Genomic DNA, 18,683 nt, shown 5'->3' on the forward strand with positions numbered 1-18,683 from the left:
GGGGCGGCGTTTCTTATGGGGCTGGATATCACCCAGTTCAGCTTGTGGTCTGTCCAGCCAGCCTTGCAGCAAGCCCGCGAGATTGATCATGGTGGTTGCCGAGCGAATGGAACCTCTCAGACCGGTCTGTGGTGCCTGTCCAGCCAGCCTTGCAGCAGGCCGACCAGCAAGCCCATCAGACAGAGGAACCATGTTGGCCATCATGGTGGTTGCCGAGCAGGTTAAACCAGCAGGCAACAGCACCTCAGCCCGGCTTGTGGTGCCTGTCCAGCCAGCCTTGCAGCAGGCCGACCAGCAAGCCCATCAGATGGGCCATGTTGGCCATGCGGGTACCCAGCAGATCGAAGAACCCCAGCGCCAGCCAGAACAACATGAAGCCCATCAGGGCCGGGGGCAGGGTGAAGCCGGACGCTGGCTGCAGACGGCCTCGCACCCAGCAGTAGCCGAGCAGGGCATAGACCACCCCGGAGAGGCCGCCAAAGCGCGGGCCGCTCACCAGGAACTCGGCGATGTTGGGCAGGGCGGCGCCGACCAGCAGCAGGATCAGCAGCTTGCCGCTGCCCAGGCGCTGCTCTATCTGGCCGCCGAGATACCACCACCACAGCAGATTGAACACCAGGTGCAGCACGGAGAAGTGGATGAAGGCCGGGGTGACGTAGCGCCAGGCCTGCCAGTCGCCGAACTGGGCCAGGGTCGGGTGGAACGCCAGCAGATCGAAGATGGGCAGGCCTATGGCTTGCAGGGCGTAGATGGCGAGGCAGGCGACGATGACCAGCAGGGTGAGGGGCCCGGCATGGTGCAGGAAGTCGGTGACGGGATCCGCCATGCCCTTGCTGTAGTCGATGCGGGCGTCGGCCCGGCCCGACTGCCAGGAGGCCTCCAGGTAGCGGGGGTGATTGGGTTCGCTCAGGAAGCGTTTCACCTCCAGCTGGGCCTGGGCCAGGCGCTGCTCGTCGGCGAGCCAGACGCTGACCCCGAGCTCGGACTGGGTCAGCTCGCAGGCAATGCCCAGGGTGGTGAGATAGTCCACCAGGGCCTGGGCCATGCGGGCATCCCCCAGCACCAGCAGCTGGATCATGCCGGCGGGAGCGTCGCTCATTCCTCCCCCGCCTGGATGGGGAATGCCTTGCGCCAGGCTTCGAAGCCGCCATCCAGGCTGTAGACCTCGTCATAGCCCTGTTGCAGCAGGTACTGAGCCGCCCCCTGGCTGCTGTTGCCGTGATAGCAGATCACGATGACGGGGGTGTCGAAGTCCACCTCGTCCATGAAGCGCACCAGGGTGCCATTGGTGAGGTGGAAGGCGCCGACCGGGTGAGCCGCCTCGAAGGATTGAGGATCGCGAATATCCACCAGGCGAGCCTCGCCGGCGAGGAGTTTCTGGTGGGCATCATGGGCACTGATATGGGCAAACTGGTCCATTGACATGTCCTGCGAATAGGTGATTGACGGCCAGTTTACCGCAAGCGTGCGGTTGCGCTAAGCCCGCAATGTGTTCATTCCCTGAAGGGAAGAGATCGCAATTTCCTTCAATATTCCGGCCAGGCCGGCGGTTAGGGTGGAACCTCGATATCCGCAACGAGTGTCATCCATGGAACTGAGTCTGTTGTTATCCATGGCCGGGTTTGCCCTGGCCATGTCCATCTCCCCGGGACCGGTCAATCTGGTCGCCCTCAGCGCCGGGGCGCAGTACGGTTTTCGGGCCAGCCTGCGCCATGTGGTGGGGGCTACCCTGGGCTTCATCCTGTTGCTGCTGCTGATGGGGTTGGGGCTGGGTGGCGCCCTGTCCCGGTGGCCGATGGCGCTTGGCGCCATCCACTGGGGCGGCATCTTCTTTCTCTGCTACATGGCCTGGCTGCTGATACGGGACAAGGGGGAGATCGAGGCCGAGCGAGGCGCGCCCCCCGCCTTCTGGTACGGCGCCCTGATGCAGTGGCTCAATCCCAAGGCCTGGCTGGCCGCCAGCATGGGGATGGGAGCCTACGGGGTGGCGGGCGGGGTTGGGCAGGTGGCCCTGTTCACCAGTCTCTATCTGGTGATCTGCCTGGGCTCCATCGCCTGCTGGGCCTATGCCGGGAGTTTTCTGCAGCAGACCCTGCTCTGTGCGCGTCGGCTGCGCTGGTTCAATCGGGCCATGGCGCTCCTGCTGTTGCTCAGCGCCGCCTATCTGGTGCTGGAGTCCTGAGGGCGGCGCAGGGCGCGATACTGTCCCGGGGTGGCGGCGACCAGCCGCTTGAACTGGCGCTGGAAGTGGGCCTGATCCGAGAAACCCGTCGCCAGGGCCACCTCGGCCAGGGGCTGGCCGCGCGCCAGCAGGTCACGGGCATGGCCGATGCGCCGGTTGAGCAGGTAGGCGTGGGGGGTCATGCCGTAATGGCGGCTGAAGGCGCGCACGAAGTGGGAGGGGGTCAGCCCGGCCACGGTGCTCAGCCGCTCCAGGGTGAGGGGGGAGGCGCACTCATCCTTGATAAGCTCGGCGGCGCGTCTCAGGTGCGGGGGAGGGTGCTGGCCCCACTTGGCTGGGGTCAGCCTGGCCAGCAGCTGGTGGCTGAACTGGTGGCAGGCGACCTCCTTGGCGAGGGGGGCCTGCTCCTCGTCTTGCAGGGTGCGATAGAGGCGCTGCAAGGCGAGATACAGCAGGGGATCCCGGCTGGCTGTCATGTCGAAGGGGCGAAACTCACTTCCGAGCCCAGCCTCCTGCTGCTGGCGCTGCAACCAGAGATTGTCGATGTAGAACATCAGATAGGACCAGGGCTGGTCGGCGATGGGGTTGCAGGCGTGGACCTCTTCCGGGTTCATCAGCACCAGGCTGCCGCCGCCGACCTCCTGCCTGCTGCGCTGGTTGAGGTAGTGGCTGTGGCCGCCGGTGATGGCGCCGATGGAGAAGTGGGCGTGACTGTGCTTGTCGTAGCAGACGCGGCGGCCATCCTGCACCGCCCGCGCCTCGATGAAGGGCAGGGCAGGGTCACGCCAGAACAGGTGGCGATCCGGCGTGGTTCCGGCCCGGCTCATGGCTCGCTCCTCCGGGGAGATGTGACTCCCGGCGGCGATGGCGCCAGCAGGAGGCCGCCCCTGGCCTGGCGCATCTTGTCAGCCACCCAGATAGGCCTGACGCACGGCGGGGTTGGCCAGCAGGGCCGCCCCGGTATCTTGCAGCACCACATGGCCGTTCTCCAGCACATAGCCCCTGTCCGCCAGCTTGAGGGCCTGGTTGGCGTTCTGCTCCACCAGGAAGATGGTCATCCCCTTCTGGCGCAGCTGCTCTATGGTGTCGAAGATCTGCTGGATGATGATGGGGGCCAGCCCCAGGGAGGGTTCATCGAGCAGCAGCAGGCGCGGCTTGCTCATCAGGGCACGGCCGATGGCCAGCATCTGCTGCTCGCCGCCGGACATGGTGCCGGCCCGCTGCTCCAGCCGCTCGTGCAGGCGGGGAAACAGGGTGAACACCTGATCCAGCAGGCCGTGCTGCTCCGCCTTGTCGACGAAGAAGGCCCCCATCCTCAGGTTCTCCTCCACCGTGAGGCGGGCGAAGATGCGGCGCCCCTCCGGCACCACGGCGATGTCCTTGCGCATGATGCGGGCGGTGCTGAGGGAGTCGATTTGCTCCCCCTCGAACCAGATGCTGCCGCTGCTGGGTTTGGGTTCGCCGCACAGCGTCATCAGAAGGGTGGTCTTGCCGGCGCCGTTGGCGCCGATCAGGGTGACGATTTCCCCCTCTTTTACCTCGACGCTGACGTCATGGAGCGCCTGGATCTTGCCGTAGTGGGTCGATACGTTGCGAAGTTCTAACATCTCATGTTCCTTACGACTCGCCCAGATAGGCCTTGATCACGGCCGGGTTGTTGCGGATCTCATCTGGCTTGCCATGGGCCAGCGGCGTGCCCTGATTGACCACGAAGATGCGATCCGAGATCTCCATCACCAGCTTCATATCGTGCTCGATGAGCAGCACCGAGACCCCGAACTCGTCCCGCAGCCCGACGATGAGCGCGTTGAGATCGTCGGTCTCGTTGGGGTTGAGGCCGGCGGCCGGTTCATCCAGCATCAGCAGCTCGGGCCGGGTCGCCATGCAGCGGGCGATCTCGAGGCGGCGCTGCTGACCGTAGGCCAGGTTGCCGGCGGGGCGGTTGGCCAGATCCTTGAGCCCCACCTTCTCCAGCCAGTATGCCGCCTGCTCCAGCCCCTCCTGCTCGGCGCGGCGGAAGGCCGGCGTCTTGAACAGGCCGGCGAGGAAGCCGGTGTTGAGGTGCCTGTGCTGGGCCACCAGCAGGTTTTCCACCGCCGTCATCTCCTTGAACAGCCGCACGTGCTGGAAGGTGCGCACCACCCCTCTGCGGGCGATGAGGTGGCCGGGCAGCCCCTGGATCTCCTCGCCCTTGTAGCGGATGGTGCCGCCGCTCGGGCGGTAGAAGCCGGTCAGGCAGTTGAAGACGGTGGTCTTGCCCGCGCCGTTCGGCCCTATGATGGAGATCACCTCTCCCTTGTTCACATCCAGCTTGACGCCGTTGACCGCGAGCAGGCCGCCGAAACGCATCGACAGATCAGAGACTTCTAACAACGTCTGATTCATTTTTGCAGCTCCAAGTGTGGTCTGGTCATCGGCAGCAGTCCCTGGGGACGCCAGATCATCATGAACACCATCAGCAGGCCGAACATCAGCATGCGGTACTCGTTGAATTCACGGGCCAGCTCCGGCAGCACCGTCATCACGATGGCGGCCAGCACCACCCCGATCTGGGAGCCCATGCCCCCCAGCACCACGATGGCGAGCACGATGGCGGACTCGATGAAGACGAAGGATTCCGGGCTGATGAAGCCCTGGCGCGAGGCGAAGAAGCTGCCGGCAAAGCCTGCGAAGCAGGCGCCTATGGTGAAGGCGGTCAGCTTGATGATGGTGGGGTTGAGCCCGAGGGACTTGCAGGCGATCTCGTCCTCCCGCAGCGCTTCCCAGGCGCGGCCCAGCGGCATGCGCAGCAGGCGGTTGATGACGAACAGGGTGGCAATCACCAGCACCAGCGCCATCAGGTAGAGGAAGATCACCTTGTGGTTGGCGTTGTAGGCGATGCCGAAGAAGTCATGGAAGGTGCCAAAGCCCCCATCCTTGACGGTGCGGTTGAACTCCAGGCCCCCCAGGGTGGGCTTGGGAATGCCGGAGATGCCGTTCGGGCCACCGGTGAGAGAGGTGAGATTGTTGAGCAGAATGCGGATGATCTCGCCAAAGCCCAGGGTGACGATGGCCAGATAGTCCCCCCTCAGCCGCAGCACGGGGAAGCCGAGCAGGAAGCCGAACAGGGCGGCCATGCCACCTGCGATGGGCAGGCACTCCCAGAAGCTCAGGCCGAAATAGGTGTTGAGCAGGGCATAGCTGTAGGCGCCGACCGCGTAGAAGCCGACATAACCGAGATCCAGCAGGCCGGCGAGGCCGACCACCACGTTCAGCCCCAGTCCCAGCATGATGTAGATCAGGGTGAGGGTGGCGAGGTCCACGGCGCCCCGGGAGGCGACGAAGGGCCAGCTGACCGCCAGCAGCAGCACGATCAGGGCCGCGCTGTTGTAGAGGCGAGGCGCCTGCTCGGGACTTGGCAGCACCAGCTTGGCAAAGCCGCTGGTGGAGCCCTTGAACAGCCCCAGGATCTGGCTGCGCAGCAGCTGGAAGCAGAACACCAGGGCGGCGCCCCCCAGCAGCCAGGCCAGCGACACATCGAGGCGGCTCACCACCAGCAAGCGGGTGCCTTCGGTCTCGAGCTTGAAGCCCAGCAGCCAGAAGGAGAGCACCATCAGCACCAGGCTGGCGACACAGGCATGAATAAATTGGCGTTTCATCATACTTTCTCGACCTCCGGGCGGCCCAGGATGCTGCATGTGGACATGAACAGCGGCGCGAGAGCATGCGTAGATTGGATTTTCATACCTTCTCAACCTCCGGGCGACCGAGGATACCTGTCGGCATGAACAGCAACACGAAGATGAGCAGGGCGAAGGCCATCACATCCTTGTATTCGGTACTGAGATAACCGGCGGTGAGGGCTTCGACCACCCCCAGCAGCAGGCCGCCGAGCACGGCGCCCGGAATGCTGCCGATGCCGCCCAGGACGGCCGCGGTAAACGCCTTCAGCCCGGCCATGAAGCCCAGATAGGGGTTGATGACGCCGTAATACATGCCGAGCAGTACCCCAGCGACGGCGGCCAGGGTGGCCCCCAGCACGAAGGTGATGGAGATGACCACATGGGTGTCTATCCCCAGCAGGTTCGCCATCTTGATGTCTTCCGAACAGGCGCGGCAGGCACGCCCCATGCGGGAGCGATTGATGAACTGGGTCAGCGCCAGCATGGTGATGAAGGTGACCACGAAGATGACCAGCTGCATGTAGGAGAGGCTGGCCTGGAAGCCATCCTCGCCACCCAGGGTCCAGCCACCGCTGATCAGGGTCGGCATGGCGATGTCCCGCGAACCCTGCGCCATGCGCATCATGTTCTGCAGGAAGATCGACATGCCGATGGCGGAGATGAGGGGGATGAGACGGTTGCCGCCGCGCAAGGGGCGGTAGGCGACCCGCTCTATGGTCCAGCCATAGGTGCCGGTCACTATGATACTGATGAGGAAGGCGGCGCCCAGCAGGACGGTCGTGGCGTCTATGCCCATCATCATGAGGGCGGCCATGACCATGAAGGCGACATAGGAGCCAATCATGTAGACCTCGCCGTGGGCGAAGTTGATCATGCCGATGATGCCATAGACCATGGTGTAGCCGATGGCGATCAACGCATAGGTGCTACCTATGGTCAATCCGTTCAGCAACTGCTGAACAAAATAGAGTATATGTTCGGACATACTGCGTTCCCTGTACTTGCCCGCAAAGACGTGAGGGGGTGAGCATGCTCACCCCCTCCGGCAGATTTATTATTTGAGCTGGGTAGAGGTGCCGTCGGCGTGCCACTCGAACACACCGAACTCGAAGCCTTTCAAGTCGCCATTCGGCGCCCAGCTGAGGGGGCCCATGACGGTGTCTATGGTGCTGGCCTTGATGGCTTTTTCCACGGCCATCGGGTCTTCACCCGCCTGCGCGATACCGGCTGCCAGGGTCTGGACCGCGGCATAGGTGGTCCAGACGAAGGGACCGGAAGAGTCCTGACCCTTGGCCTTGAAGGCGGCGACGATGGGGGCGTTGGCCGGGACCAGGTCATATTTGTTCGGCAGGGTGACCAGCAGCCCCTCGGAACCCTGGCCACCGATGGCGGAGATATCCTTGTTGCCTACCCCTTCCGGCCCCATGAACTTGGCCTTGAGGCCCTTCTCGTTCGCCTGACGCAGGATCAGGCCCAGCTCGGGGTGATAGCCGCCGTAGTAGACGAAGTCGACGTTCTCTTTCTGCAACTTGGCGATCAGGGCGGAGAAGTCCTTGTCCCCGGCGGTGATGCCTTCAAACGCCACCACCTTGGTGCCGGCCTTGTCCAGGGCGGCTTTCACGCTGGAGGCGATGCCTTCGCCGTACTGCTTCTTGTCGTGGATGACGGCGACGCGCTGGGGCTTGACCTGCTCGATGATGTACTTGGCGGCGGTCGGGCCCTGGTCGCTGTCCAGACCTATGGTACGCAGGGTCAGCTGGTAGCCACGCTCGGTGATCTTGGGGTTGGTGGAGGCGGGGGTGACCATCAGCACCCCTTCATCTTCATAGATGTCGGAGGCGGGCAGGGTGTTGTCGGAGCAGAGGTGACCCACCACGAACTTGACGCCGTCGTTGATCACCTTGTTGGCGATGGCCACCGCCTGCTTGGGATCGCAGGCATCGTCATAGATGACGGCTTCGATCTGCTTGCCCTTGATGCCGCCGGCCTGGTTGATCATCTCGACCGCCATCTTGCCGCCGGTGAACTGCATGTCGCCATATTGAGCGACCGGCCCGGTGACGGGCCCGGCGATGCCAATCTTGATGGTGTCGGCGGCATGTGCCATGGAAACAGAACCAAACAGCGCCATAGAAACCGCTGCCCTGACCGCTACCTTGCTCCAGTTATTCATAGATTCGTCCCTTTAATCAGTGGATTGTTTCACTCCGGACAGACTTCCCGCTTGTCCGGCAATAGTTAAGGTTCTATCACTCCTGCCCCGGTAATAACAAGCTGTTAAAGATATGGCTGGGGGGGGACTTGCAGGGTGTTGAATGAAGCTAATCGCTATGTATAGACATTTAGCTGGTGTTTCCTGCTGAATTGACTCGGCAACATCAAGTTAACATTTGAATCTGTTTGATTTGATAGCGGAAAAAGCTGAGGAGTTTTTACTCTGATGCTGCTCCCATTTCGTTCAAAATCCGTTTGCGCAAATCAGGGGGAGCACCTAGATTAGCCGGCAGCGGTAATTGCTTGACAGTTCCCGTGAATTTCAAGCCTTTATTCGGGAAATCTGCTAAGGTTCCGCTTTTTCATATTCAGGAGACAGAGATGGCCACAATCAAAGATGTCGCCTCCAGGGCGGGCGTATCCATCTCCACCGTCTCACATGTACTCAATCACACCCGTCGGGTCAGCGAAGACGCGACCCAGAAAGTGCTTGAGGCGGTGGCAGAGCTCAACTACGCACCCAATTCGGTGGCACGCAGCCTCAAGATCAATTCGACCAAGACCATAGGCATGCTGGTGACCACCAGCGCCAACCCCTTCTTCGCGGAAGTGGTGCGCGGCGTCGAGGCTTACTGCTTCGAGCAGGGTTACAGCCTGATCCTGTGCAACACCGAGAACCAGCCTCCTCGCCAGCAGCACTACCTCAAGATGCTGATGGAGAAGCGGGTCGATGGCCTGCTGGTGCTGGGGACCGACATAGACACGCCGCTGCGTGACATGCTGCGCATTCACAAGAATGTGCCCCAGGTGGTGCTGGATTGGGGCACAGAGTGCGATTTTGCCAACGTCATCAATGACAACGCCCGCATCGGTGCCCGTATGGCGGTCAACCACCTGCTGGAGCAGGGGCACAGGGAGATCGTCTGCATCACGGGGCACATCGACAAGCCGACCACCCAGCAGCGCCTGGACGGGGTGCGCGATGCCCTGGCCGAGCAGGGCCTCACCCTGAAAGAGGAGCAGATCTTCGAAGGGGATTACGAGAGCCAGAGCGGGTTCGACCAGATGCAGCGCATCCTGGCCCTGACGCCGCGGCCGACCGCGGTGTTCGCCTTCGACGACCCCATGGCGATCGGCGCCATCTGCGCGGCCTGGGAGGCGGGGGTCAAGGTACCCGACGACATCTCCGTCATCGGCTATGACGACGTTGAGATGGCGCGCTTCTCCAGCCCGCCGCTCACCACCATTCGCCACCCCAAGGCCGAGCTCGGCCTGTTGGCGGTGCAGCAGCTGGTGAGCCGGATCCGCAACAAGGAGCTCGAAGTCGAGTCCATGACGGTGCAGCCGGAACTGATCGTGCGTCGCTCGGTCAAGCGTCTGGGCTGAGCCGGCAAGCGCCGGACATGAAAGCGGCCACCCCGGGGTGGCCGCTTTTTATTGGTCCGTCGCCGGACCCTGGATGTGGATGAAGAAGAGGCCCCTCGCGGGGCCTCTTGCGTCAGGGGATCAATGACCCGCCTTCGCCTTGGGAGGGATCGACTCGTCGAACTCCTTGAGCGGCTCATGCTCGGATGCCAGGAAGGTGTAGATGACCGGCAGCACGAACAGGGTGAACAGGGTGCCGATGGCCAGGCCCGCCACGATGACGATGCCGATGCTGAAGCGCTGGGCGGCGCCGGCGCCGGTCGCGTACATCAGCGGGATCAGGCCGGCTATCATGGCCGCCGTGGTCATCAGGATCGGACGCAGTCGTACCTTGGCCGCCTGCATCACGGCTTCCATCCGGTTCATGCCGTGCAGCAGCTGCTCCTCCTTGGCCACCTCGCAGATCAGGATGCCGTGCTTGGTGATCAAGCCGACGAGGGTGATCAGGCCCACCTGGGAGTAGATGTTCATGGTGGCCATGCCCCAGGCCAGGGCGATCAGGGCACCACTGATGGCCAGCGGCACCGACACCATGATCACCAGGGGGTCGCGCACGGATTCGAACTGGATGGCCAGCACCAGGAAGATGATGGCCAGGGCCAGGGCGAAGGTGGCGTAGAGCGCACTGCCCTCGGTGACGAACTGGCGTGCCTCGCCCATGAAGTCATAGCGATAGCCCTGGGGCAGCTTGTCGGCGGCGGCCGTCTCGAACCAGCCGATGGCATCCCCCATGGCCACGCCCGGGGTGGGTACGGCGCCAATGGTGGCCGAGTTGAGCTGGTTGAAGTGGGGCAGGGCGCGGGGCTCGCCAACCACCTCGATGGAGATCAGGCTGCCGAGGGGCACGGCACGGCCATCGGCGGCACGCACATAGTAACCCTTCATGGACTCAGGGTTGAGGCGGTACTTGCGCTCCACCTGGGGGATCACCTCGTAGGAGCGGCCATCCAGATCGATACGGTTGACGTAGCCATCCGCCATCATGGTGCCCATGGTGACGCCAATGTCCTGCATGGTGATGCCATAGGCACCGGCCTTGTCCTTGTCGATGCTGATCTTCATGGTGGCCGAGTCATAGTTCAGATCGAGATCCGAATAGACGAACTGGCCACTGGCCTGGGCCTCGGTCAGCATCTCGCTGGCCACGATGAAGAGGCTTTCGAAGCTGTTGGGGGTGGTGATGACGAACTGGATCGGCAAGCCACTGGAGGCACCTGGCAGTTCGGGGAACTGGAAGGTGGTGATGGACATGCCGGGGATGTGCTGCACCTGCTGACCAACCCTGTCGAGCACCTCTTTCTGGCTGGCTTCCCGTTCGCTCCAGGGCTTGAGGGAGGCGATGCCGAAGGCCTGGTTGGCGTTGAAGACACCGGAGAAGACTTGTGAATAGGCGATCTCCGGCTGGTCATCCAGGATCTTGTTCACGTCTTTCATGGTGTTTTCTATGTAGTCCAGGTTGGCGTTCGAGGGCGCCGTGCCCAGCACCGCCATGACCCCCTTGTCTTCGGACGGCGCCAGTTCGCTCGGGATGAACTTGAACAGCAGCGGCAGGCTGCCAAACACTATGACGGCGAACACGATGACCACGGGACGTTTGTGCATCACGGCGTGCAGCATACGATCGTAGCGATCCGTCATGCGCTCGAGCAGGTGGTGCACCGTGCTCTCGAACTTGCCCGGTTTGGCGTTGGCCTTGAGCATCACGGAGCACATCATGGGGGAGAGGGTCAGGGCTATGATGCCCGACACGAACACGGCCCCCGCCAGGGTCAGGGCGAACTCCTTGAACAGGGAGCCCGTGATGCCACCCATCAGGGCGATGGGGGCGTACACGGCCGCCAGGGTCAGGGTCATGGCGATGACGGGCACGGCTATCTCCCGGGTGCCTATGATGGCGGCCCGGAACGGTTCTTCACCCTCCTTGATGTGCCGGTCGACGTTCTCCAGCACCACGATGGCATCATCCACCACCAGACCGATGGCGAGCACCATGGCCAGCAGGGTCATGAGGTTGATGGAGAAACCGAACATGTCCATCACCATCACCACCCCGATCAGACTCAAGGGGATGGTGATGATGGGGATGATGACAGCACGGAACGAGCCCAGGAACAGGGTGATCACCACCAGTACGATGGCGGCCGCTTCCAGTATGGTCTTGATGACCTCGTTGATGGATTCGTTGATCGCCACGGTCGAGTCATAGAGGATGTTCAGCTCCATGGTGCTCGGCATGTTGCTCTTGAGGCTGGGCAGCAGCGCCAGCACGTCGTGGGCGATGTTGATCGGGTTGGCGGTCGGGGATGCGTTGATGGCCAGGACCACGGCTTCACGACCGTTGGCGGTGGCGCGATAGATGTCGTGGCTCTTCTCCAGACTCACCTTGGCGATGTCGGACAGGCGGATCACCTTGCCTTCCCGGGTCGAGACCACCAGACGCTTGAGCTCTTCGGTATTCGTGACCTGGGTCTTGGCGTCGCCGTTGAACAGCATGAAGTAGCCGGTGGACTGGCCGGTGGCCGACTGATAGTTGTTGCTGTTGAGCACCGTCATCACGTCGCTGGCGGTCAGATCGAATGCCGCCATCTTGGCCGGATCCAGCCAGACCCGCAGGGCGAACTCGGTTCCCCCGTACAGATCCACCTTGGAGACACCGCCCACGGTGAACAGCTGGGGCTTGATGACCCGCTCCAGGTAGTCGGTGATCTGGCTCGAGTTGAGCTCTGGGCTGGTGAAGCCGAGGTAGAGCACCGCGGTGGTGGAGCCGGTCGAGGAGGTGACGGACGGATCCTCAGACTCCTTGGGCAGCTGGGATCGCACCGAGTTGACCTTGGCCAGGATGTCGGACAGGGCGGCGTTGGGATCCGTGTTCAGCTTCATGTAGGCCGTCACGGTCGAGCTGCCAAGCTGACTGGAGGAGGTCATGAAGTCGATGTTGTCTGCCTGGGCTATCGCCTGTTCCAGCGGCTGGGTGATGAACCCCTGGATCAGATCAGAGCTGGCGCCATAGTAGCTGGTATTGACCGTGATGACGGTGTTGATGACCTCGGGATATTCCCGCACCTGCATCTTGAAGATGGCCTGGAAGCCGAGCAAGGCGATCAGGAAACTGATCGAGATCGCCAGCACGGGCCGTTTTATGAATATGTCAGTAAATCGCATTACGGATCTCCGCGCTTACAGCATCGGGGGTTGTGCCGGGGCGGCCAGGGCGTTGTTCTGCTCGACCTTGACCTTGGTGTCGTTACTCAGTCGCACCTGCCCGGACAGCACCACCTCATCGCCGGCCTTGAGGCCGCTCAGAATATGGGCGTCATTGCCGCGGCGCTCGCCAACCTTGACCACCACCTGAGTGGCACGCTTGACGCCGTCCTTCTCCTTGATGACATAGACGTTCTGGCCATACAGGGTGAAGGTGATGGCATTTTGCGGCAGCACTATCTGATCCTTGATGGTCGGCAGAATGATGCTGGCGCGGGCGAACATGCCGGAGCGCAGTTTGCCGCCGTTGTTCGGGATGTCGGCCTGCACCTGGATCAGACCGCTCTGGTAGTTGACGGCGGGCTCGATGGCGCTGATCTTGCCGTTGAACTCGGTCTGCGGATAGGCATCCACGCTGATCTTGATGGTCTGGCCCAGGCTTATCTTGGAGATATCGGTCTGGGGCACGGTGAAGCGCAGGCGCATCACGCTGATGTCTTCCAGGCGCACTATGTCGGTGCCCGGCTCCATGTACTGGCCGAGGAAGACATTGCGCAGGCCGACGACGCCGGCGAACGGCGCATGGACTTCCCGACGGGCTATGGTGGCCCTCAGGCTCTCGATGTCGGCCTCCAGGGAGCGGTAGCTCGCCTCGGCGTCGTCGAGCTGATCCCGGGAGATGGAGTTCTTCTGGTAGAGGTTCTGGTAGCGCTCGAACTTGGCCCGGGCGGCGGGCAATCTGGCGGTGGAGGAGCGCAGATTGGCCTTCTCGACGCTGGAGTCCAGTCCGATCAGCAGCTGGTCAGCCTTGACGGCCATCCCGGATTCGAAGGCGATCTGGTCTATGGTGCCCGCCAGCTCGGTCGACAGTGTGACCCCCTGGTTTGGCTCGATGAAGCCGATTGCCTCTATGGTCGGGGTCCAGTCCTGTGCCTGGGCGACCATGGCGGTTACCGGAAATTCAGGTTCGGGCCGGTTGGCCATGTACTCGGCGATCTTCTTCTGTTTGAACATGTTGAAGCCGATGACGCTGCCAAAGAGGGCGAACGCGATCAACAACATAATGACCATCCACTTTTTCATGAACAGATTCCTGGTAGAGAGGTTGAGGGTTGTAATATGGCTTGCCAGCTGGCGTGTATCACCGCCTCCCGCTGGCTGTCCGTCAGTTCCAGCTCATGCACCCAGCACTGTTGCATCAGCTGGGCTGCGCTATCCAGGCTGAGTGTTTGCAACACCCTGAGCGGCAGATCGATAAACAGTCCCGATGTCCGTCCCCGTTCATAGAAGCGATCCAGGGGTTCCCACAGCGCCAGTATCACGGGGTCCTTCTCCAGCTCGCAGGCCAGCGGCGAACTCTCATACTGCAGCTTGCAGGTGAGGGCATTGGGGTCGGAGGCAAAGATCTGATGAATATTGAGCCACAGTTGTCGATATTGCGTGAATGTTGTCTCTTCTATATCCACGTCACTCATGATCAGATCATGACATTGTTGGATGGTGTGCCGATAAAGCAGGCGGATCAGGTCTTCCTTATCGCTAAAATAGCGATAAATGGTTCCGGTCGCTACCCTTGCTTGCTTGGCGACCAGGGCAATAGAGAGTCCATGGAAGCCCTGTTCGGCGAGAATGTCGTGTGCCGCATCGAAGATGCGTTCTTTCTTGTCCATGGCTCTTGTGGTGATCGCATGAATGAACGTTCATTCATTCTAGAATCATGTGGAGGCAAGTCAAGGAAACAGAAGCAGCATAAACGAGCCATCTTGGTGCCGATCTGGGCCTAACACCGAGTTAGTGATGGAAAATGATGCCAAGTGACTGAAAAAGAAGCAGTTGAATCGATAGAATAAAAAAAGAGTAGACAAGTCGTCCCGGGTAATGAATAATCCGCCCCGTTCGACAGCGTAGCGCCCGTAGCTCAGCTGGATAGAGCGCTGCCCTCCGGAGGCAGAGGTCACAGGTTCGAATCCTGTCGGGCGCACCATCAAACGTGCGCCGAATAGCGGGCGTGTTGTGGAACGAAAAACAGCTGTGGTGGCTGTAGCTCAGTTGGTAGAGTCCCGGATTGTGATTCCGGTTGTCGTGGGTTCGAGCCCCATCAGCCACCCCATTCAAGCTGAAGAAGTGACAGTTGGTTAGGTACGCGAAGGTGGCGGAATTGGTAGACGCGCTAGCTTCAGGTGTTAGTGCCCCCCGGGTGTGAGGGTTCGAGTCCCTCTCTTCGCACCATACTGACTGAATGCGAGAGATGACCGGCAAGGTCATTTTTTGTTTTTGAATGCCAAATATCTCGGTGATTAGCGCAGCCCGGTAGCGCATCTGGTTTGGGACCAGAGGGTCAAAGGTTCGAATCCTTTATCACCGACCATCTTCAGAAAAACCCCGCTTCGGCGGGGTTTTTCGCATTCTGACGCCTGAGCTGCGCCGCAAGGCAACCCCCGATCCGGCCGGGGGCGCCTCTGTTGCGCTTATTCGGTCTGGGGGCAGGGGGAGAGCGAGAACAGCTGCTCCAGGTAGACGGCCACCCCGTCTTCATCCGAACTCAGGGTGCGCTCGTGGCGGGGCAGGGCCAGCTTGAGGCGATCGTGGGCATTGTCCATCACCACGCCACGGCCCACCATGTCCAGCATCTCGAAGTCGTTCATGCCATCGCCGAAGGCCACCGCCTGAGACATCTCCAGCCCATGCTGGGCCAAGACCGCCTGCACCGCATTGCCCTTGTGCACTCCGGCATGCATCACCTCGAGGCAGTCCGGCAGGGAGAAGGTGACATTGAGCCTGTCACCGTATTGGGCGTTGAGCCGGGCTTCAATGGGCAGCAGCTTCTCGTGCTCGCCTATGTAGAACACCTTGCTGATCCCTTCCTTCGATTGGGCCTGGAGATCGACCAGCCGATAGTTGAAGCCGGATTCGTCATGGAAGCTGAGCAGCCAGGGCAGCTCCTCCTCGACCAGCCACTCATCCCCCTGATAGATGTTGAGGTGGATGTCGGGGGCGCGGGGCAGGGCGATCAGTTCGGCGGCAACCTCCGCCGGCAGGGACTGGTTGAACACCAGCTTGTCCTGCTTGTCATGGACCATGGCACCGTTGGAGGTGATGAGGTAGATGTCCAGCCCGAGGGTATCGCGAATGGTGCGAACATCCACGTGATGGCGTCCGGTGGCCACCACGAACTTGATGCCCTTGGCCACCAGCCGGTGCAGGGTGTCGCGGGTGCGGGGGGAGATCTGGTGCTGCTTGTTGAGCAGGGTACCGTCGAGATCGGATACAACTACCTTGAACATCGTTACCTCGGTTTCACAGAAATGCCGGGGCAGTGTACTCCAGCCATTGGGCTCGCCCCATTTATTTAGGGTTACAAAAAATAACCAGCCCGGGCACCGCTGACGATGGGCCAACGGCGGCTAGAAGCGGCCGAAGAAGTCCAGGATGGCGGTGAGGGCGGGTTGGCGCTTGTCATCGGCCTCGATGAAGAGCTCATGCCAGGCGCCGTCGATGCGCAGGGGCTGGCCGCCCTCGCAGGGGGCGCGCTGGCAGAAGTCGGTCTGGGCCTGGTTGTCGACCACACTATCCTCCCCCGCCTGCAGTACCAACAGCGGCGTCTTGATGTTGCCCGCCTCCGCCAGGGCCCGCTCTGCCCCCGTCATCCCCTGGTGGATCCAGTGCGCCGTGGCGCCCCCCAGCTTGACCTGGGGTGTTTGCTCGTATTGCCGACGGAAGGCGGCGTAGCGTGCCTCGCTGTGGGTCAGTTCATTGCCCGCGAAACCCTGATCCTGATAGGCGCCCTGGCCGGGACCGTAGGGGGGCTCGCCCAGCCAGCCACCGACCCTGGCCATGGTGGCGGTGAGCCCCTTGGCAAGCCAGTGGGGCAGGCCGCCGAGGTGAATGCCCATCATGGGGGAGGAGAGGGCGGCGGCGCGGATGTCATCTGGCCAGCGTTCCAGATAGCGTGCCGAGATGGCTCCCCCCATGGAGTGAGCCAGCAGGAACAGCTTGGCGGGCTGGTCTGCCAGGATCACCTGGTCGTGAAACTGCTTCAGATCCGCCACATAGTCCTCGAAGTTGGCCACATAGCCCTTCTCTCTGTCTGCCAGCAGCCGATCCGACATCCCCTGGCCGCGATGGTCTATCAGGTAGAGGCTGTAGCCCTGACGCCACAGATCCCATGCCAGCTCCTGATACTTGAGATAGGTCTCGACCCGGCCGTTGACGATGAGGATGGCGCGGTCCACCTTGGCCTGGCGCAGGGCGGCGTAGCGGATGGTCACCCCATCCTTGCCTTCAAACTCTCCCTCAACGGCATGCTGGCGCCAGAAGTCGGGCAGGGTTTGCTGATGGAGGGCGGGGACCTCGGCTTCGGTGGCGAGCTGATAGGGATTGGTCACGGCAAGGGCTCCGGCAGAGAACAGGGTCAGGGCCAACAGGGGAAGAGAGAGGGATTTCATCAGGCACACTCCTGTTGCCAATGGTGATAAAGGGCGGCGATATCTCCCGAGCAGAGCAGCGCCATGCTGGCTTGCAAACGGGGCAGGGGCCAGTCCCACCACTGCATGGTTTGCAGTTGGGTTATCTGTTCATCGCTGAAGCGGCGCCGGATAGGTTGGGCCGGGTTGCCGCCCACTATGGTGTAAGGGGCCACATCTTTGGTCACCACGGCGCGGGTGGCAATGACAGCACCATCACCGATGGTGATGCCGGGCATGATCATCGCTTCCGAGCCTATCCAGACGTCGTTGCCAATCCGGGTGTCTCCCTTGCGCTGGAAGCCATCGTGTACGCCATCACCGAAGCGGGTGGCGTCGAAGGGGAAGGTAGAGGCCCAATCCAGCCGGTGGCCCTGATTGCCGGCCAGCATGAAGGTGGCACCCGAACCTATGGAGCAGAACTTGCCGATGATCAGGCGATCCACTTCGCCCCAGATGCCGCTCTCCCAAGTATCCCGGGTCGAGCCGTCGCCCAGCAGATAGCGTACGCAGTGATCCTCGAACGGTTTGCCATGGTAGTAGCCGGAATAGTAGCTGTAGTCGCCTGCCTCGATATTGGGGTTGCTGAGATGATCCCGTATGACCTGGGATTCCAGCCAGCTACCGAAGGGATTCTCCATCACTCCTCCTGCCACGCTTGATCTTCCTGTTGTGCGGCCCAGCCCTTGCGGGTCAGCTGCATCCGTTGCCACCAGGCCTCGTCCGCCAGGATCTCGCCGGCCGGACCCAGCTGGGGATATGGCATCTCTTTTTCCTTGCAGAGCTGGGCATAGACGGGGTAGCCCCCCTCGAACAGTATGCTGTTCTGCTCTTCCAGGTCGAGTGGGCAGCCCCGCCGATAGCAGCCGGCCAGCTCGCGCTGGCGCTGAGCCTCATACAGGATGGCGGCGGCGGCCACAGAGACGTTGAGGGACTGCACCATGCCCACCATGGGAATGACGATATGGTGATCGGCCAGGGCCAGCGCCTCTTCGCCGATGCCGTGCTTCTCCTGGCCCACCAGGATGGCGGTCGGCCTGGTGTAGTCGATGGAGCGAAAATCTACTGAATTTTCAGATAGATGTGTCGCCAGGATCTGCATGCCGGAGGCTTTCAGTTCGGCCACGGCACTGCCGATGTCCGGGTGCAGCTTGACGTCGACCCAGTTCTGGCTGCCGCGGGCCGTGCCCTTGCGCTTGTGGATCCAGGTCTTTGGCCAGACGGCGTGAACCCGGTGGATGCCGATGGCATCGGCGGTGCGGACGATGGCGGCCAGGTTATGCGGTTTATGCACCTCTTCCATGCAGACGGTGAGATCGAGCTGGCGCTGGGCCAGCATGTCGGAGATCCGTTTAAAGCGTTCAGGTGTCATATGGGTTTCTATGGCGTGGGGCTGGTGCACGCATCTCTTGCATGCAGACGGTGAGATCGAGCTGGCGCCGGGCCAGCATATCGGAGATCCATTTAAAGCGTTCAAGTGTCATATGGGGTTGCTATGGCGTGGGGCCATGATGGTCTCTTGAAAAGCAACAGGCG

Annotated in this window: 17 protein-coding genes, 4 tRNA genes and 1 pseudogene; 6 read left to right on the forward strand and 16 right to left on the reverse strand. The window is 61.9% G+C overall.

The annotated features are described in order from the left end of the window. Nucleotides 1-244: 244 nt before the first annotated feature. Entirely contained in the window at nt 245-1,078 is an 834-nt protein-coding gene (gene glpG, locus ACLHZ1_RS13770) for a rhomboid family intramembrane serine protease GlpG (RefSeq protein WP_427262590.1), read from the reverse strand. Nucleotides 1,079-1,095: 17 nt separating this feature from the next. Then, entirely contained in the window at nt 1,096-1,419 is a 324-nt protein-coding gene (gene glpE / locus ACLHZ1_RS13775) for a thiosulfate sulfurtransferase GlpE (RefSeq protein ID WP_427262549.1), read from the reverse strand. Nucleotides 1,420-1,588: 169 nt separating this feature from the next. Here glpE and ACLHZ1_RS13780 point away from each other — a divergent pair, with 169 nt between their 5' ends. Further along, complete coding sequence (locus ACLHZ1_RS13780) at nt 1,589-2,182, forward strand: LysE family translocator (protein WP_427262550.1); 594 nt, start codon at nt 1,589-1,591, stop codon at nt 2,180-2,182. Here ACLHZ1_RS13780 and ACLHZ1_RS13785 read toward each other — a convergent pair. The 6 genes from ACLHZ1_RS13785 to ACLHZ1_RS13810 all read right to left on the reverse strand — a co-directional run bounded on the left by ACLHZ1_RS13785 (nt 2,161) and on the right by ACLHZ1_RS13810 (nt 8,017). Then, on the reverse strand, nt 2,161-3,009 hold the full coding sequence (locus ACLHZ1_RS13785) for a helix-turn-helix domain-containing protein (RefSeq protein WP_427262551.1): 849 nt from the start codon (nt 3,007-3,009) through the stop codon (nt 2,161-2,163). The genes ACLHZ1_RS13780 and ACLHZ1_RS13785 overlap by 22 nt on opposite strands. Nucleotides 3,010-3,087: 78 nt before the next feature. Beyond that, entirely contained in the window at nt 3,088-3,789 is a 702-nt protein-coding gene (locus ACLHZ1_RS13790; RefSeq protein ID WP_408795861.1) for an ABC transporter ATP-binding protein, read from the reverse strand. Nucleotides 3,790-3,799: 10 nt separating this feature from the next. Continuing rightward, complete coding sequence (gene livG, locus ACLHZ1_RS13795) at nt 3,800-4,567, reverse strand: high-affinity branched-chain amino acid ABC transporter ATP-binding protein LivG (protein ID WP_427262552.1); 768 nt, start codon at nt 4,565-4,567, stop codon at nt 3,800-3,802. After that, entirely contained in the window at nt 4,564-5,820 is a 1,257-nt protein-coding gene (locus ACLHZ1_RS13800; RefSeq protein WP_427262591.1) for a high-affinity branched-chain amino acid ABC transporter permease LivM, read from the reverse strand. Before ACLHZ1_RS13800 ends, livG begins: the two co-directional genes overlap by 4 nt. Before the next feature lie 82 nt (nt 5,821-5,902). Further along, entirely contained in the window at nt 5,903-6,829 is a 927-nt protein-coding gene (gene livH / locus ACLHZ1_RS13805; protein ID WP_042000253.1) for a high-affinity branched-chain amino acid ABC transporter permease LivH, read from the reverse strand. A 69-nt stretch (nt 6,830-6,898) separates the two neighbouring features. After that, the gene (locus ACLHZ1_RS13810; protein WP_427262553.1) at nt 6,899-8,017 is read right to left on the reverse strand and encodes a branched-chain amino acid ABC transporter substrate-binding protein; all 1,119 of its coding nucleotides are present in this window, start codon (nt 8,015-8,017) and stop codon (nt 6,899-6,901) included. A gap of 422 nt (nt 8,018-8,439) precedes the next feature. Here ACLHZ1_RS13810 and ACLHZ1_RS13815 point away from each other — a divergent pair, with 422 nt between their 5' ends. Continuing rightward, nucleotides 8,440-9,444, forward strand: coding sequence for a substrate-binding domain-containing protein (locus ACLHZ1_RS13815; protein WP_427262554.1), 1,005 nt, complete (start codon nt 8,440-8,442; stop codon nt 9,442-9,444). A gap of 120 nt (nt 9,445-9,564) precedes the next feature. On the opposite strand, the gene ACLHZ1_RS13820 is transcribed toward ACLHZ1_RS13815, so the two are convergent. The 3 genes from ACLHZ1_RS13820 to ACLHZ1_RS13830 are packed head-to-tail and all read right to left on the reverse strand — an operon-like array spanning nt 9,565 to nt 14,354. Beyond that, entirely contained in the window at nt 9,565-12,645 is a 3,081-nt protein-coding gene (locus tag ACLHZ1_RS13820) for a multidrug efflux RND transporter permease subunit (protein ID WP_427262555.1), read from the reverse strand. Nucleotides 12,646-12,660: 15 nt separating this feature from the next. Next, complete coding sequence (locus tag ACLHZ1_RS13825; RefSeq protein WP_427262556.1) at nt 12,661-13,767, reverse strand: efflux RND transporter periplasmic adaptor subunit; 1,107 nt, start codon at nt 13,765-13,767, stop codon at nt 12,661-12,663. Continuing rightward, nucleotides 13,764-14,354, reverse strand: coding sequence for a TetR/AcrR family transcriptional regulator (locus ACLHZ1_RS13830; protein ID WP_427262557.1), 591 nt, complete (start codon nt 14,352-14,354; stop codon nt 13,764-13,766). Before ACLHZ1_RS13830 ends, ACLHZ1_RS13825 begins: the two co-directional genes overlap by 4 nt. Before the next feature lie 237 nt (nt 14,355-14,591). On the opposite strand from ACLHZ1_RS13830, the gene ACLHZ1_RS13835 reads away from it, so the two are divergent. The 4 genes from ACLHZ1_RS13835 (at nt 14,592) to ACLHZ1_RS13850 (ending at nt 15,052) form a co-directional block, all read left to right on the forward strand. After that, nucleotides 14,592-14,668: transfer RNA gene (locus ACLHZ1_RS13835), tRNA-Arg, on the forward strand. 50 nt (nt 14,669-14,718) lie between these two features. Continuing rightward, nucleotides 14,719-14,794 (forward strand) — tRNA-His (locus ACLHZ1_RS13840). Nucleotides 14,795-14,827: 33 nt separating this feature from the next. Next, nucleotides 14,828-14,913 (forward strand) — tRNA-Leu (locus ACLHZ1_RS13845). Nucleotides 14,914-14,975: 62 nt separating this feature from the next. Further along, nucleotides 14,976-15,052: transfer RNA gene (locus ACLHZ1_RS13850), tRNA-Pro, on the forward strand. Between the two features lie 100 nt (nt 15,053-15,152). Here ACLHZ1_RS13850 and ACLHZ1_RS13855 read toward each other — a convergent pair. From ACLHZ1_RS13855 to ACLHZ1_RS13875, 5 genes and pseudogenes are all read right to left on the reverse strand, one after another. Further along, nucleotides 15,153-15,968 carry a Cof-type HAD-IIB family hydrolase gene (locus ACLHZ1_RS13855; RefSeq protein WP_427262558.1) on the reverse strand — a complete coding sequence of 272 codons (816 nt, stop codon included), beginning with the start codon at nt 15,966-15,968 and terminating at the stop codon, nt 15,153-15,155. A gap of 120 nt (nt 15,969-16,088) precedes the next feature. Further along, entirely contained in the window at nt 16,089-17,129 is a 1,041-nt protein-coding gene (locus tag ACLHZ1_RS13860) for an alpha/beta fold hydrolase (protein WP_427262559.1), read from the reverse strand. Then, on the reverse strand, nt 17,129-17,788 hold the full coding sequence (locus ACLHZ1_RS13865) for a CatB-related O-acetyltransferase (RefSeq protein WP_427262560.1): 660 nt from the start codon (nt 17,786-17,788) through the stop codon (nt 17,129-17,131). The genes ACLHZ1_RS13860 and ACLHZ1_RS13865 overlap by 1 nt, the downstream gene beginning before the upstream one ends. After that, nucleotides 17,788-18,519 (reverse strand): tRNA (guanosine(18)-2'-O)-methyltransferase TrmH, encoded by a 732-nt coding sequence (gene trmH / locus ACLHZ1_RS13870; protein WP_427262561.1) that lies wholly within the window; start codon nt 18,517-18,519, stop codon nt 17,788-17,790. Before trmH ends, ACLHZ1_RS13865 begins: the two co-directional genes overlap by 1 nt. 22 nt (nt 18,520-18,541) lie before the next feature. After that, nucleotides 18,542-18,631 (reverse strand): annotated as a pseudogene (locus ACLHZ1_RS13875) (tRNA (guanosine(18)-2'-O)-methyltransferase TrmH); the annotation flags it as partial. Nucleotides 18,632-18,683 lie beyond the last annotated feature (52 nt).

Source organism: Aeromonas sobria, assembly GCF_050266975.1.
Taxonomy (GTDB): Bacteria; Pseudomonadota; Gammaproteobacteria; order Enterobacterales; family Aeromonadaceae; genus Aeromonas; species Aeromonas sobria_B.

Bases quoted from the DNA above. Each gene is read 5' to 3' on its own strand.
- ACLHZ1_RS13780 (WP_427262550.1), top strand. From the start codon at position 1,589: ATGGAACTGAGTCTGTTGTTATCCATGGCCGGGTTTGCCCTGGCCATG.
- ACLHZ1_RS13785 (WP_427262551.1), bottom strand. From the start codon at position 3,009: ATGAGCCGGGCCGGAACCACGCCGGATCGCCACCTGTTCTGGCGTGAC.
- glpG (WP_427262590.1), bottom strand. From the start codon at position 1,078: ATGATCCAGCTGCTGGTGCTGGGGGATGCCCGCATGGCCCAGGCCCTG.
- trmH (WP_427262561.1), bottom strand. From the start codon at position 18,519: ATGACACCTGAACGCTTTAAACGGATCTCCGACATGCTGGCCCAGCGC.
- ACLHZ1_RS13830 (WP_427262557.1), bottom strand. From the start codon at position 14,354: ATGGACAAGAAAGAACGCATCTTCGATGCGGCACACGACATTCTCGCC.
- ACLHZ1_RS13825 (WP_427262556.1), bottom strand. From the start codon at position 13,767: ATGAAAAAGTGGATGGTCATTATGTTGTTGATCGCGTTCGCCCTCTTT.
- livH (WP_042000253.1), bottom strand. From the start codon at position 6,829: ATGTCCGAACATATACTCTATTTTGTTCAGCAGTTGCTGAACGGATTG.
- ACLHZ1_RS13865 (WP_427262560.1), bottom strand. From the start codon at position 17,788: ATGGAGAATCCCTTCGGTAGCTGGCTGGAATCCCAGGTCATACGGGAT.
- ACLHZ1_RS13815 (WP_427262554.1), top strand. From the start codon at position 8,440: ATGGCCACAATCAAAGATGTCGCCTCCAGGGCGGGCGTATCCATCTCC.
- livG (WP_427262552.1), bottom strand. From the start codon at position 4,567: ATGAATCAGACGTTGTTAGAAGTCTCTGATCTGTCGATGCGTTTCGGC.
- ACLHZ1_RS13820 (WP_427262555.1), bottom strand. From the start codon at position 12,645: ATGCGATTTACTGACATATTCATAAAACGGCCCGTGCTGGCGATCTCG.
- ACLHZ1_RS13790 (WP_408795861.1), bottom strand. From the start codon at position 3,789: ATGTTAGAACTTCGCAACGTATCGACCCACTACGGCAAGATCCAGGCG.
- ACLHZ1_RS13855 (WP_427262558.1), bottom strand. From the start codon at position 15,968: ATGTTCAAGGTAGTTGTATCCGATCTCGACGGTACCCTGCTCAACAAG.
- ACLHZ1_RS13800 (WP_427262591.1), bottom strand. From the start codon at position 5,820: ATGAAACGCCAATTTATTCATGCCTGTGTCGCCAGCCTGGTGCTGATG.
- ACLHZ1_RS13810 (WP_427262553.1), bottom strand. From the start codon at position 8,017: ATGAATAACTGGAGCAAGGTAGCGGTCAGGGCAGCGGTTTCTATGGCG.
- glpE (WP_427262549.1), bottom strand. From the start codon at position 1,419: ATGGACCAGTTTGCCCATATCAGTGCCCATGATGCCCACCAGAAACTC.
- ACLHZ1_RS13860 (WP_427262559.1), bottom strand. From the start codon at position 17,129: ATGAAATCCCTCTCTCTTCCCCTGTTGGCCCTGACCCTGTTCTCTGCC.